Source organism: Vandammella animalimorsus, assembly GCF_002288875.1.
Taxonomy (GTDB): Bacteria; Pseudomonadota; Gammaproteobacteria; order Burkholderiales; family Burkholderiaceae_C; genus Lampropedia; species Lampropedia animalimorsus.
Genome location: NZ_NTBH01000001.1, coordinates 541,419 through 553,850, shown reverse-complemented (window position 1 = coordinate 553,850; position 12,432 = coordinate 541,419). Strand labels below are relative to the sequence as shown.

Genomic DNA, 12,432 nt, shown 5'->3' with positions numbered 1-12,432 from the left:
AGCCATCACCGACGACATCACGCTGAACATACCGGAGAGTTGCACATGGATTTCAATTTCACGCCCGAGCAAGAGCAGCTGCGCGATGCAGTGGGCAAATGGGTGGAAAAAGCCTACGGCTTCGAGCGCCGCCGCGCCATCGTGGCCGAGGGCGGCTTTGACCGCGCAGCCTGGGCCGAGCTGGCCGAGCTGGGCCTCTTGAGCCTGACCGTGGCCGAGCAGGACGGCGGCATGGGCATGGGCGCCGTGGAGGCCATGATCGTGCTTGAAGAGCTGGCCAAGGGGCTGGTGCTCGAGCCCTACGCCCAAGCCCTGATTGCAGCCCAGGCCCTGGCCCATGCGCCCCAGGCGCTGCGCCAACAGTGGCTGCCCAAGCTGGTGCAAGGGCAGGCGCTGATTGTGCTGGCGCACCAGGAAAAGGGCGCTCGTTACCAGCTCGATCAACTTCAGACCCAGGCCGAGCCCCAGGGCCAGGGCTACGTGCTCAACGGGCAAAAAAGCCTGGTGCCTGCCGGCGACCGTGCTGATGCCTGGATCGTGCCGGCTCTGCTCGATGGCCAGGTAGCACTGTTCTGGGTGGAGCAAGGCGCCGCAGGGGTGCAAACCCAGGGCTATCTGACTCAGGACGGCAGCCGCGCAGCCGAGCTGCGCCTGCAGGCCAGCCCGGCGCAATTGCTCTGTGCCGCAAGCGATGGCCAGGGCCTGGCGCTCTTGCAGCAGTTGGCCGGCATCGGCACGGCCGCCGTGTGCGCTGAGGGCGTGGGCGTCATGGAGCAGACCCTGGCGCTGACGGCCGATTACATGAACCAGCGCAAGCAATTTGGCGTGCCCATCGCCAGCTTCCAGGCGCTGCGCCACCGCATCGCCGACATGAAGATGCAGCTGGAGCTGGGCCGCTCCATGAGCTACTACGCCTGGCTGAAACTGGCCGAGGAGCCCGCAGATGGCGCCGGCGCTGCCAACGGCGCGGCTGAGCGAGAGCGCCAGCAGGCCCTCTCGCGCGCCAAATACCAGCTCGGGCAAAGCATGCGCTACGTGGGCCAGCAGTCCGTGCAGCTGCACGGCGGCATTGGCGTGACCGATGAATACATCGGCAGCCACTACTTCAAAAAGCTCACGCAGCTGGAAATGTGCTGGGGTGACAGCCTGCACCACCTGGGCGTCGTCAGCGAGCACATGCAGGACACGGCGGGCGTGTTCGCATAAATAGAAGGCCGGAAAACCGGCAAACCGCAAGCGCGCGGGCGCAGAGCCCGCGCCCCCAGGCAAGGCAGCGCATGGCGGCGCTGCCTTGCCGCATAATGCGCCCTTTGCCCAAATTACACGCATTGGCGTGCCGCGCCCCATGACCTCTGTTTCGTCTGCTGCAGACCAGCTTTCCGCCAACGACCCCTTCATCATCAAGGCCTACCAGCTCTTGGCGCAAAACAAGCTGCAGGAAGTGGCCACACTGCTCAACGAGGCGCAGCGCAATACCCCCTACGATCCGCGCATCTTCATGCTGGGCGCGCGCCTGGCCGAGCAATCGGACAAGCCCAACGAAGCGGTGGAGGCCATGGAGCACGCCACCCGGCTGGCGCCGCAGTGGTGGCCGGCGCAGCTTGAATACGGCTTGTTGTTGGCGCGCCTGGACCGCAACGCCCAGGCGCTGGCCCAGGCCGAGAGGATTTTTGCGCTGGAGTCGCGCGAGCGCATGGCCTTAGCCGGCGTGATCGACATCGCCGTGCGCTGTGGCGACATGGCCCAGGCCGCGCGCTACACCGAGCACGCACTGACGCATTACCCGAACGACCCGGTGCTGCTGATGAACCTGGCGCGCACCCAGTTCTTCTCGCAGCAGTATGAAGCTGCGCTGAGCAGCTGGGGGGCCGTGCTTGCGCAAGAGCCAGCCAACATGCAGGCGCGCTATGGCCGCATGCGCACCTTGCTGCAAGTGGGCCGCAACGATGAGGCCCTGGAGGATGCCCAGCAGCTGCTGGCCCACGCCCCGGACGACGCCGTGTACCGCTACTTCGCCCAGGTGGCCCAGGGCCAGACCCCGCCGACCCAACCCGTGGCGCTGCAGGAGGAATTGTTCGGCGGCCTGGCGCGCCAGTACGACCTGCACATGGTGCGCTACCTGCGCTATGAGCTGCCGCAGCAGACGGCGGAGAAGATTTTGGAAATCTTCCCCGACCGCCGCTTCAACCTGCTTGACCTGGGCTGTGGCACAGGCCTGCTGGGCGTGTGCCTGGGCCGCATCGATGGCGGCATGGTGGGCGTGGACGCCTCCGAAAGCATGATTGCGCAGGCGGCCCGCCATCACGTCTACGACAAATTCCATAAGGTCAACCTGCTCGATGCGGTGCGCGACACGCCCGATGCGCTCTACGAAGTCATCGCCGCGCTGGACGTATTCCCCTACGTGGGCGACCTGCAGCCGGTGCTGGGCAATGTGCACCGCATCCTGCAGCCCGAGGGCTTTTTCTTCTTCTCCACCGAAGCCGCGCCCGAGCCCGACACCGACTACGCCTTGCAGGCCAGAACCGGCCGCTATGTGCATGGCCGCGCCTACCTGGAGCGCTTGCTGGAGCAGGCCGGCTTCGCGCTGGCCAGCATCGAGGAGAAAACCCTGCGCTACGAAGCGGGCGAGCCCGTGGCCGGCTTCGTCGTCACGGCACAAAAAGGGCGTTGACGCCGCGCCCCCCATAGCGGTGCAGTCCGCGTGCGCCTGCGCCCCCTTTTGGGGCAGGCGCTGCCGGCTCTCGTTTCCACACCAGTTCCTCGTACTGCCATGCGCACCTTTCTTGGCCTGAACCACCGCAGCCTGGCCCCGGCCACCGCCGTGGCAATTGGCAACTTTGACGGGGTGCATCGTGGGCACCAGGCCATGCTGGCCCTGCTCAACGCACAGGCCCGCCAGCGCCAGCTGGCCAGCTGTGTGCTCACCTTTGAGCCCCACCCGCGCGATTACTTTGCCAAGGTGCTGGGCAAGCCCGAAATCGCGCCGGCGCGCGTGGGCACGGTGCGCGACAAACTCACCGACCTGGCCGGGCAACAGGTGGCGCAAACCGTCATCCTGCCCTTCAATGCTGCACTGGCCGCGCAGCCGCCCGAAGACTTCGTACGCCAAGTGCTGGTGCAGGGCCTGGGCGCACGCTATGTGCTGGTGGGCGATGACTTCCGCTTTGGCCACCAGCGCGCCGGTGATTACGCCCTGTTGACCGAGCTGGGGCCGCAGCTGGGGTTTGAAGTGGCGCGCATGGAAAGCCACACCGTGCAAGGGCTGCGCGTCTCCAGTTCCGAAGTGCGCAAAGCCTTGCAGCAAGGCCGTATGCAAGACGCTGCCGAGCTGCTGGGGCGGCCCTACACCATCAGCGGACATGTGCTGCATGGGCGCAAGCTCGGCCGTCATCTGGGCGCTGACCTGCCCGGCATGGGGCATGGCTTTCGTACCTTGAACCTGCACTTCAAGCACTGGAAGCCCGCTGCCAGCGGCATCTTCGTCGTGCAAGTGCGCGGGCTGACGCCCCAGCCCTTGCCCGGCGTGGCCAACCTGGGCGTGCGCCCCTCGTTGGATCCCAGCGACGTCAACGGCGGCCGCGTCCTGCTGGAAACCCACTGCCTGCAATGGCCCGAAGCCTTGGACCCCGAGGGCGGCTATGGCAAAGTCATCCGCGTGGAGCTGCTGGAAAAGCTCCACGACGAGCGCAAATACCCCAACCTGCAGGCCCTGGCGCAAGGCATTGCCCAGGACTGTGCCGCAGCGCGCGCCTGGTTTGAACAGCGCCAGCAGACAGTAGGCTGCGGGTTTTGAACTGTGTCCAGCCACCCCAGTCCAATGCCAAACCGTATGCCCCAGGCCGACGACGAGGAAATTGCACTGCCGCCGCCGGTGGTGTCCACGCCCGTGCAACGCCATTTGCACGGCCAGGCAGCGCCATGGCAGTGCGATCAAGTGGCGGCTGAAGTGCCAGTGGCGCTGGTGTGCAATGGCCTGTCGCACGCCGTCATGATGTGCACCCCGCAAGACCTGCCCGAGCTGGCGCTGGGCTTTGCCCTGAGCGAAGGCATCATCGACTGCGCCGAGGACTGCTACGGCATCGACATTGCCGCGGTGGATGCCGCAGCATCCCACGGCTGGGCTGCGGCCGGCGCCGACGAGTGCAGCCTGCCGGCCCTGGCCGTGCATCTGGACATCGCCAGCAGCGCTTTCATGCGCCTCAAGGAAAGCCGCCGCAGCCTGGCCGGCCGCACGGGCTGCGGCCTGTGCGGCATCGACAGCTTGCAGGCGCACGATTGGCTGCCCCAGCCAGCCAGGGCAGCGCCGCCACCCTGGCTGGCACAGATTGGCCCTGCCACCATCTTCAAGGCACTGGCCGCCATGGCTGAACAGCAAACCCTGAACCACGCCACAGGTGCGCTGCACGCCGCCGCATATGCCGATGTGCACGGGCAGCTGCACGCCATTTACGAAGACGTGGGGCGCCACAACGCGCTGGACAAGCTGCTGGGCGCGCGCGCCAGGGCGCTGCAAAGCGGAACGCGCCGCGATGGCCTCGGCTGGCCGCAGCAAGGCTTCGTCGTCATGTCCAGCCGCGCCAGCTACGAGCTGGTGCGCAAATGCGCGCGCCTGCACCTGCCCCTGCTGGCCACCATCTCCGCGCCGACCTCGCTGGCCATCCGCGTGGCCGAAATCGCCGGCTTGCAACTCTGGGGCTTGGCACGCGAGCCCCGCGCCGTGCGCTACACCCGCTGAGGGCGGGCTCAATTCAATGCCCGCGCCCGCTCGGCGTATGCCTGTGCAACGGCTTGCGCCGCTGGCCGAAGGGTTTCAGTGGTTTTCCTTGGCGTGGTTGATGGTGTATTTGGGGATTTCAACCGTCAGGTCGGTGTGCGCGACGATGGCCTGGCAGCCCAGGCGCGATTGCGGCTCCAGGCCCCAGGCCTTGTCCAGCAGGTCTTCTTCTTCTTCCTGAAGCTCGTTGAGCGAGTCAAAACCCTGGCGCACGATGACGTGGCAGGTGGTGCAGGCGCAGCTCATGTCGCAGGCGTGCTCGATTTCGATGCCGTTTTCCAGCAGGGCTTCGCAGATCGAGGTGCCGGTGGGCACTTGCAGCTCTGCGCCTTCTGGGGCGAGTTCGGCATGGGGCAGGACGGTGATTTTGGGCATGGTCGAAAGGGGATGGACTTGGCGGTGTGGGGGCCTGTGCTCGGTTACAGCGATTGCACGCTTTTGCCCGCCAGTGCCTGTTGGATGCCGCGGTTCATGCGGGCGGCGGCAAAGGCTTCGGTGTCGTGCGCCAGGGTGTGGATGGCCGCTTCGATCTGGGCGGCGCTGCCGCTGTCGCGGTCGATCAACGCCTGCAGCGCGGCGATGCTGGCCAGGATGGCGGCGTGGGCCGAGTCGCTGAGCAGGTCACGGTCTTGCTCCAGGGCCGATTGCGTGGCGAGGATCAGGCGCCGTGCATCGACGCGCGCCTGGGTGAGGGCGCGCGCCTGGATGTCCTGCTCGGCGGTGGCAAAGCTCTCGCGCAGCATGCGCTCGATCTCGCTGTCGGGCAGGCCGTAGGTGGGCTTGACCTGAACCTGGGCGTGCACGCCGGAGCTTTGCTCCTGTGCGCTGACGCTGAGCAGGCCGTCGGCATCGACGGTAAAGGTGACGCGGATGCGCGCTGCACCAGCGGCCATGGGTGGGATGCCGCGCAGTTCGAAACGCGCCAGGCTGCGGTTGTCGCTGGCCATGTCGCGCTCGCCCTGCAGCACGTGGATGGCCAGCGCGGTTTGGCCGTCCTGGTAGGTGGTGAAGTCCTGCGCCTTGGCGGTGGGGATGGTGTCATTGCGATGGATGATGCGCTCGGTCAGGCCGCCCATGATTTCGATGCCCAGCGATAGAGGCACGACGTCGAGCAGCAGCACGCTGTCCTCGCTGCGGGCGTTGCCGGCGAGCTGGTGGGCCTGGATGGCCGCGCCCAGGGCGACGACTTCGTCTGGGTTGAGCTCGGTCAGCGGCGGCTTGCCCAAGAAGCGCGCGACGTTCTCGCGCACGGTGCGCATGCGGGTGGAGCCGCCGACCATGACGGTGCCTTGCACGTCGCTGGCGCTGAGCTTTGCGTCTTCGAGGGTGCGGGCCACGCATTGCAGACTGCGCTCGACCAGCGGCTGGACCAGCGCGGCAAAGGTGTCGTGCTGCAGCACCAGTTGTTGCTGGCGGCCGCCCCAGCGGGCGTCGAGGGTGGCGCTGTCTTGCTCGGCCAGGGCTTCCTTGGCGGCCCTGGCCTGTTGGCGCGCATAGGCTTTTTCTGCGCTGGTGGCGGGCTCGGCGCCTAGTTGCTGGCTGGCCCATTGCACGAGCAGGGCGTCGAAGTCGTCGCCGCCCAGGGCCGAGTCGCCGCCGGTGGCCAGCACTTCGAACACGCCCTTGCTCAGGCGCAGCACGGAGGCATCGAAGGTGCCGCCGCCCAGGTCGTAGACCAGGTAGATGCCTTCGGCGCCATGATCGAGGCCATAGGCGATGGCTGCGGCCGTGGGCTCGTTGATCAGGCGCAGCAGGCGGATGCCGGCCAGGGCGATGGCGTCCTTGGTGGCTTGGCGCTGGGCGTCGTCGAAGTAGGCGGGCACGGTGACGACGGCGCCATAGAGCTGGGCATCGAAGCTGTCTTCGGCGCGCTGGCGCAAGGTGGCGAGGATTTCCGCGCTGACCTCGACCGGGGTTTTCTCGCCAGCGGCGGTGCGCGCGTACAGGCTGATGCGCCCGTCCTCGCCCTTGCGCTCGCTGAGCTCATAGGGCAATTGCTGGGCGTTGGCGATGTCGGCCAGGCCACGGCCGATCAGGCGCTTGGCCGAGACGATGGTGTTGGCGGCGTCCTCCTGCCCGGCCTGCAGCGCGGCATGGCCGATGTGGCGCTGACCTTGAGCGCCATAGTGCACGGCCGAGGGCAGCAGGATGCGGCCCTGGGCGTCGGGCAGACACTGCGGGCTGCCGTGGCGCATGGCCGCCACCAGCGAGTGGGTGGTGCCCAGGTCGATGCCGACGGCAAGTTTGAATTGATGGGGATCCGGGCTTTGGTTGGGCTCGGCGATTTGCATCAGGGCCATGGTGGCGTGCGTCCTCGCAAAAGAGGGTAGGGGAGAAAACGGCGAATGATTGCGCTCTGTTGGTTGCAATGGCAAGCGGCGCTGTGGAGGTCACAGCTGTCGTTGCCGCTGCGCCAGGCGCTGCTCGAAGCGGGCCAGGAACATCCAGGCGCGGATGTGTTCGGCCGCAGCCTGGGCATCGCCCTTGGCATCGAGCGCTTGCGCAACTGCCTGGATGGTCTCGTCCAGCGCCTGCTGCACTTCATGGGCGATGGGCTGCAGCTCTTGCGCGGATTGGGCTTCGTCCAGGGCCTCCAGCCATTGCATTTGCTGCATCAGGAACTGTGGCGGCATGGCCGTGTTGTCTTCGGCACCAACGGATTGACCCTGCAGCTCGCACAGGTAGCGGGCCCTTTGCAGCGGGTCGCGCAGGCGCTGGTAGGCCTGATTGATGCGCACGGACCATTGCATGGCCAGGCGCTGGGCCGCAGGGCCTTCGGCGGCGAACTTGTCCGGGTGGACCTGACGCTGCAGCTCTTTCCAGCGGGCGTCGAGCGCGGCCGCATCCTGCGCGAAGCGGGCGGGCACGGCAAACAGTTCAAAGTCGGTCGATTGCAGGTTCATTGGCAGGGGCAGGGCAAGCGGTGGCCGGGGCGGTCCGCGTTGCCATTCCAGATCAAAGCCGTGACTTTGCCACGTTCGCAAGGCTTGGCCGGGCAAGGTGGGTGTGGTTTGCGCGCGGCGCTGCGCCTTGGGTGGGCAATGACATCGGATGCTTTGGCAATCCCAGGCGGGCGCACGGGCGCCCAAGCCGCGCCGCCCAGCGCCCGCATGCGCGCGCGGGCAGGCGGGTCAGTCGTGGCTCAGACGCGGAAGGACTCACCGCAACCGCAGCGGTCGCGCTCGTTGGGGTTGCTGAACTTGAAGCCTTCGTTCAGGCCTTCGCGGACAAAGTCCAGCTCCGTGCCGTCCAGGTAGGCCAGGCTTTTGGGATCGACCAGCAGCTTGATGCCGTGGCTTTCAAAGACGACGTCGTTGGCGTCGGGCTCGTCGACGTATTCGAGCTGGTAGGCCAGGCCGGAGCAGCCCGTGGTCTTGACGCCCAAGCGAACACCCACGCCCTTGCCGCGTTTGGCGAGGTATTTGCTGACATGCCGTGCGGCAGCTTCGGTAATGGTGACGGCCATAGGGATTCTCTGGCGATAAAAACTCAAAGCGCGATGGTCACCAACACGGAGCAGGCCTGTACGGCCGTGAGCGCGTGCGTGACCCCCGCTTCGACGAACAACAAATGACCGGCTTGCAGCAGCGCCGCAGGGCCATCGTTCAGGCTGACTTGCACGCTGCCTTCCAGGCAGTGGATGGTGATTTCGCCTGCCACCTTGTGGGCGGGCATGTGGTGGCCTGCTGGAAACACCAGCCGCAACACCTCCAGATCATGCGACTTGAACAAGGCGATGGATTGCGCCGCTTCGATGCGCGCGCCATAAGGGCGCACATCCACGGGCTCGCCCTGTCGCGCGTGGGTCAATGCCATGCTGTCTGTGCCTCGATGAACATGCGGGGGGTGTGGGGCATCGGCTTTGCACCTGCCGCACAGCGCCTTTGCCGGTGGTCAAGCAGCTGTGGGGCCTTGCCCATCCATCTATCAGGCGGCGGTGGCCTGCTTTTTCCTGTAGTCCTCCACGGCGGCCTTGATGGCGTCTTCGGCCAGGATGGAGCAGTGCACCTTGACGGGCGGCAGGGCCAGTTCTTCGGCGATGACGCTGTTTTTCAAGGCGGCGGCCTCGTCGAGGGTCTTGCCCTTGACCCATTCGGTCACCAGCGAGGAAGAGGCAATGGCCGAGCCGCAGCCGTAGGTTTTGAAGCGGGCGTCTTCGATGACGCCGGTTTGCGGGTTGACCTTGATCTGCAGCTTCATGACGTCGCCGCAGGCGGGCGCGCCCACCATGCCGGTGCCAACGGAGCTGTCGCCCTTGTCGAAGGAGCCGACGTTGCGGGGGTTTTCGTAGTGGTCGATGACTTTGTCAGAGTAGGCCATGGCAGGCTCCAGTGTGTTTCATCTTGGGGGAATGGGGGCCGCGGAGGCATGCATGACGCCGATGCCGCTGCGCAGCCAAGGATTGCTTGAATGCGCGGCTCTTAATGCGCTGCCCATTGGATGGTGCTCAGATCGATCCCTTCCTGGTACATCTCCCACAGGGGGCTGAGCTCACGCAGGCGCGCGACATTCTCGCGGATGGTGGCGATGGCGTTGTCCACCTCTTCCTCGGTCGTGAAGCGCCCGAAAGTCATGCGCAGGCTGCTGTGCGCCAGCTCATCGCTGCGGCCCAAGGCGCGCAGCACGTAGCTGGGCTCCAGACTGGCAGAGGTGCAGGCCGAGCCTGAAGACACGGCAATGCCCTTGATGCCCATGATCAGCGATTCGCCTTCGACGAAGTTGAAACTGATGTTGAGGTTGTGCGGCACGCGTTGCTGCAGGTCGCCATTGATGAAGACTTGCTCAATGTCGCTCAGGCCGTCGATCAGGCGTTTTTGCAGGCGTTGGGCGTGGGCGTAGTCCTGCGCCATTTCTTCCTGGGCAATGCGATAAGCCTCGCCCATGCCGACGATCTGATGCGTTGCTAGGGTACCCGAGCGCATGCCACGCTCATGGCCGCCGCCGTGAATTTGAGCCTCCAGCCGCACGCGCGGCTTGCGCCGCACGTAAAGAGCGCCAATGCCTTTGGGGCCGTAAGATTTGTGCGAGGCCAAGCTCATCAGATCAATGGGCATGGTCTTCATGTCCAGCGCGATCTTGCCGGTAGCCTGTGCAGCATCGACGTGGAAAATCACGCCGCGCTGGCGACACATGGCGCCAATGGCGTTCAGATCTTGAATGACGCCGATTTCATTGTTGACGGCCATGACGCTGAGCAAGGTGGTGTCGGGCCGGAAAGCCGCCTCCAGGGCCTGCAGATCCAGCAGGCCGTTTTCCTGAACATCAAGGTAGGTGACTTCGAACCCCTGGCGCTCCATTTCACGCATGGTGTCCAGCACAGCTTTGTGCTCGGTCTTCACGGTGATCAGGTGCTTGCCCTTGCCTTTGTAGAAATGCGCCGCCCCCTTGATGGCCAGGTTGTCCGATTCGGTAGCGCCGCTGGTCCAAACGATTTCGCGAGGGTCGGCGCCGATCAGATCGGCCACTTGCTTGCGAGCCTTTTCGATGGCTTCTTCCGCCTCCCAGCCCCAGGCATGACTGCGCGAGGCCGCATTGCCAAAGTGTTCGGACAGCCAGGGAATCATGGCCTGCACGACACGCGGATCCACCGGTGTAGTGGCGCCGTAATCGAGGTAGATAGGCAGATGGGGAGTCATAGTGGGATTTGCTTATGGAGCATTAGAGCAGTCATCTGTGTCGTGAACTGCTCATATATGCATGGATGTGATTACAGAGATTGCGAACGCGCTGGTGTTGCGAAAGCGTTTGGGCTGTCAGTTTGTACAACCTATGGACGGGCCGCCAGTCGAGCTATTGCTGGACTGCGGCTTAGGATTTGGCCAGTGCATTGCCCAGTGCGAAGACGGAATTGGGCGCATTGACGCGGATGGGTTTGACCACTGGGGCAGAGGAGATAGTGCGCCGTGCGGGGCCACGCTCTTCCACTTGTACCCCTTTGGCGATTTGGTCGTCCACGAGCTTTTTCAGGGTGACGGAGTCAAGAAAGTCAACCATGCGCTGGTTCAGCGCCGTCCAGAGGTCGTGCGTCATGCAACGATGGCCTTCTCCCAAGCAGTTGCCTTTGCCGCCGCACTGGGTGGCATCAATGGGCTCATCGACGGAGACGATGATGTCGGCTACGGTAATTTCTTCTGCCTTGCGCGCCAGTGTGTATCCGCCGCCAGGGCCGCGTGTGGACTCCACCAACTGATGGCGGCGCAGTTTGCCAAAGAGCTGCTCCAGGTAGGACAGAGAAATCTGCTGGCGCTGGCTGATGGCCGCCAGTGTTACGGGGCCACTGCCTTCACGCAGTGCCAGGTCGATCATGGCGGTGACGGCAAAACGGCCTTTGGTGGTCAAACGCATGGTGCGGCTCCTTTCCGTTGGTCTGCTTGCGGGCCAAAAAGGCCGAGAGTGCAGGCAGAAGGTGAATGGATGGCGTGGGCCTCACGCAGTGGATGTATGTGGATGGCTTCAGGCCGCATCAGGCTTTTCGATGCATGGAAGCTACATACGGGATATTCCTAAGTGTAGCACAAGCCCTAGAATTTTTGTCGGGTAATCAATTTGGCCCGATTCAGGCCTGATCGCCAGGGCGCTGTGCAAAGTGCTGCGCCAACACGGCACAGACCATCAATTGGATCTGGTGGAACACCATGATGGGCAGCAGCATGCTGCCAATGGCTTGGCTGGCAAACAGCACCTGTGCCATGGGCACGCCTGTGGCCAGGCTTTTTTTCGAAGCTGCGAAAAGAATGGTGATCCGGTCTTCCATGTTGAAGCCCAGAGCCTTGCCAAGCATCCAGACCAGCATCAGCACCAGGGCCAGCAAGGCGCAGCAAAACATCAGCAGGGCCAGCAGGCTCATGGCAGGCACCTGGGCCCACAGCCCTTGATTGACGGCCTGGCTGAAGGCGGTGTAGACCACCAGCAGAATCGATGTTTGGTCGACGTTTTTGAGCCAATGTCGATTGCGTGCCACCCAAGCGCCGATCCAGCGGCGAGCCAATTGGCCGGCGATGAAGGGGATGAGCAGTTGCTGGGTGATTTTGGCTATGGCATCGAGCGTGCTGGGCGCACTGTCGCTGCCAGCGCCAATCAGCCAGAGCACCAGCAGCGGCGTGATGAAAATGCCAATCAGGCTGGAAGCCGCAGCGCTGCAGATGGCAGCCGGGATGTTGCCCCTGGCCAGTGAGGTGAAGGCAATGGCCGATTGCACCGTGGCTGGCAGGGCGCACAGGTAGAGAACGCCCAGGTACAGCTCGGCCCCAATCCAAGGGGCTGCCAGGGGTTTGAGCGCCAGCCCCAGCAGTGGGAACAGCACAAAGGTGCAGGCAAACACCAGCAGATGCAAGCGCCAATGGGTGATGCCGGCCACGACCTCTTGGCGCGAGAGCTTGGCGCCATGCATGAAGAACAGCAGGGCAATGGCAGCGTGCGTCAGCCACTGGAAGGCGTGCTCAGCGCGCCCATGCGCAGGCAGAAAGGTGGCCAGTAGCACAACGGCGATGAGAACCAGCGTGAAGGGGTCAAACAGAAGGCGGAGCAGGCGCGCGATCGACATGGGCAGGCGCTTTTTCAGTCGGTAAAGGCACAGCCCGGTGCAGGGCAGGGCTGTGGCAGGGTACGTGGCGTGTGCGGGGGCGCGGCATTGGGCAGCACAGCCAGTGCTCACC

The 12,432-nt window shown here is 64.8% G+C and carries 13 protein-coding genes; 4 read left to right on the top strand and 9 right to left on the bottom strand.

Translation table 11 applies throughout. From position 1 onward, the window contains the following. The first annotated feature begins 45 nt into the window (after positions 1 to 45). The 4 genes from CLI93_RS02335 (at position 46) to CLI93_RS02320 (ending at position 4,738) form a co-directional block, all read left to right on the top strand. Positions 46 to 1,206: an acyl-CoA dehydrogenase family protein gene (locus CLI93_RS02335; protein WP_095541257.1), complete on the top strand. Its 1,161-nt coding sequence runs from the start codon at positions 46 to 48 to the stop codon at positions 1,204 to 1,206. Between the two features lie 139 nt (positions 1,207 to 1,345). Then, positions 1,346 to 2,674: a methyltransferase domain-containing protein gene (locus CLI93_RS02330; RefSeq protein WP_095541258.1), complete on the top strand. Its 1,329-nt coding sequence runs from the start codon at positions 1,346 to 1,348 to the stop codon at positions 2,672 to 2,674. A 99-nt stretch (positions 2,675 to 2,773) separates the two neighbouring features. After that, positions 2,774 to 3,796, top strand: coding sequence for a bifunctional riboflavin kinase/FAD synthetase (locus CLI93_RS02325; protein WP_095541259.1), 1,023 nt, complete (start codon positions 2,774 to 2,776; stop codon positions 3,794 to 3,796). A 24-nt stretch (positions 3,797 to 3,820) separates the two neighbouring features. Next, complete coding sequence (locus tag CLI93_RS02320) at positions 3,821 to 4,738, top strand: formate dehydrogenase accessory sulfurtransferase FdhD (RefSeq protein ID WP_238945693.1); 918 nt, start codon at positions 3,821 to 3,823, stop codon at positions 4,736 to 4,738. Positions 4,739 to 4,813: 75 nt separating this feature from the next. Here CLI93_RS02320 and fdx read toward each other — a convergent pair whose 3' ends face one another. The 9 genes from fdx to CLI93_RS02275 form a co-directional block, all read right to left on the bottom strand. Further along, complete coding sequence (gene fdx, locus CLI93_RS02315) at positions 4,814 to 5,152, bottom strand: ISC system 2Fe-2S type ferredoxin (RefSeq protein ID WP_095538859.1); 339 nt, start codon at positions 5,150 to 5,152, stop codon at positions 4,814 to 4,816. 44 nt (positions 5,153 to 5,196) lie between these two features. Continuing rightward, on the bottom strand, positions 5,197 to 7,077 hold the full coding sequence (gene hscA, locus CLI93_RS02310; protein ID WP_095541261.1) for a Fe-S protein assembly chaperone HscA: 1,881 nt from the start codon (positions 7,075 to 7,077) through the stop codon (positions 5,197 to 5,199). A gap of 90 nt (positions 7,078 to 7,167) precedes the next feature. Next, positions 7,168 to 7,680, bottom strand: a complete 513-nt coding sequence (gene hscB, locus CLI93_RS02305) for a Fe-S protein assembly co-chaperone HscB (RefSeq protein WP_095541262.1) — start codon at positions 7,678 to 7,680, stop codon at positions 7,168 to 7,170. 239 nt (positions 7,681 to 7,919) lie between these two features. Beyond that, the gene (gene iscA / locus CLI93_RS02300; RefSeq protein ID WP_095541263.1) at positions 7,920 to 8,243 is read right to left on the bottom strand and encodes an iron-sulfur cluster assembly protein IscA; all 324 of its coding nucleotides are present in this window, start codon (positions 8,241 to 8,243) and stop codon (positions 7,920 to 7,922) included. Positions 8,244 to 8,266: 23 nt separating this feature from the next. Beyond that, positions 8,267 to 8,593 carry a cupin domain-containing protein gene (locus tag CLI93_RS02295; protein WP_095541264.1) on the bottom strand — a complete coding sequence of 109 codons (327 nt, stop codon included), beginning with the start codon at positions 8,591 to 8,593 and terminating at the stop codon, positions 8,267 to 8,269. 111 nt (positions 8,594 to 8,704) lie between these two features. Then, positions 8,705 to 9,097, bottom strand: coding sequence for a Fe-S cluster assembly scaffold IscU (iscU, locus tag CLI93_RS02290; RefSeq protein WP_095538854.1), 393 nt, complete (start codon positions 9,095 to 9,097; stop codon positions 8,705 to 8,707). A gap of 101 nt (positions 9,098 to 9,198) precedes the next feature. Continuing rightward, positions 9,199 to 10,413, bottom strand: coding sequence for an IscS subfamily cysteine desulfurase (locus tag CLI93_RS02285; RefSeq protein WP_095541265.1), 1,215 nt, complete (start codon positions 10,411 to 10,413; stop codon positions 9,199 to 9,201). A 172-nt stretch (positions 10,414 to 10,585) separates the two neighbouring features. Further along, a complete protein-coding gene (gene iscR / locus CLI93_RS02280; protein WP_095541266.1) occupies positions 10,586 to 11,122 on the bottom strand; it encodes a Fe-S cluster assembly transcriptional regulator IscR in 537 nt (178 codons plus the stop codon). Positions 11,123 to 11,333: 211 nt separating this feature from the next. Beyond that, positions 11,334 to 12,314 (bottom strand): bile acid:sodium symporter family protein, encoded by a 981-nt coding sequence (locus tag CLI93_RS02275; protein ID WP_095541411.1) that lies wholly within the window; start codon positions 12,312 to 12,314, stop codon positions 11,334 to 11,336. Positions 12,315 to 12,432: the final 118 nt, after the last annotated feature.

Excerpts from the sequence above, each read along its gene's own strand:
- CLI93_RS02335 (WP_095541257.1), top strand. The coding sequence starts at position 46 with ATGGATTTCAATTTCACGCCCGAGCAAGAGCAGCTGCGCGATGCAGTG.
- CLI93_RS02330 (WP_095541258.1), top strand. The coding sequence starts at position 1,346 with ATGACCTCTGTTTCGTCTGCTGCAGACCAGCTTTCCGCCAACGACCCC.
- CLI93_RS02325 (WP_095541259.1), top strand. The coding sequence starts at position 2,774 with ATGCGCACCTTTCTTGGCCTGAACCACCGCAGCCTGGCCCCGGCCACC.
- CLI93_RS02320 (WP_238945693.1), top strand. The coding sequence starts at position 3,821 with ATGCCAAACCGTATGCCCCAGGCCGACGACGAGGAAATTGCACTGCCG.
- fdx (WP_095538859.1), bottom strand. The coding sequence starts at position 5,152 with ATGCCCAAAATCACCGTCCTGCCCCATGCCGAACTCGCCCCAGAAGGC.
- hscA (WP_095541261.1), bottom strand. The coding sequence starts at position 7,077 with ATGGCCCTGATGCAAATCGCCGAGCCCAACCAAAGCCCGGATCCCCAT.
- hscB (WP_095541262.1), bottom strand. The coding sequence starts at position 7,680 with ATGAACCTGCAATCGACCGACTTTGAACTGTTTGCCGTGCCCGCCCGC.
- iscA (WP_095541263.1), bottom strand. The coding sequence starts at position 8,243 with ATGGCCGTCACCATTACCGAAGCTGCCGCACGGCATGTCAGCAAATAC.
- CLI93_RS02295 (WP_095541264.1), bottom strand. The coding sequence starts at position 8,593 with ATGGCATTGACCCACGCGCGACAGGGCGAGCCCGTGGATGTGCGCCCT.
- iscU (WP_095538854.1), bottom strand. The coding sequence starts at position 9,097 with ATGGCCTACTCTGACAAAGTCATCGACCACTACGAAAACCCCCGCAAC.
- CLI93_RS02285 (WP_095541265.1), bottom strand. The coding sequence starts at position 10,413 with ATGACTCCCCATCTGCCTATCTACCTCGATTACGGCGCCACTACACCG.
- iscR (WP_095541266.1), bottom strand. The coding sequence starts at position 11,122 with ATGCGTTTGACCACCAAAGGCCGTTTTGCCGTCACCGCCATGATCGAC.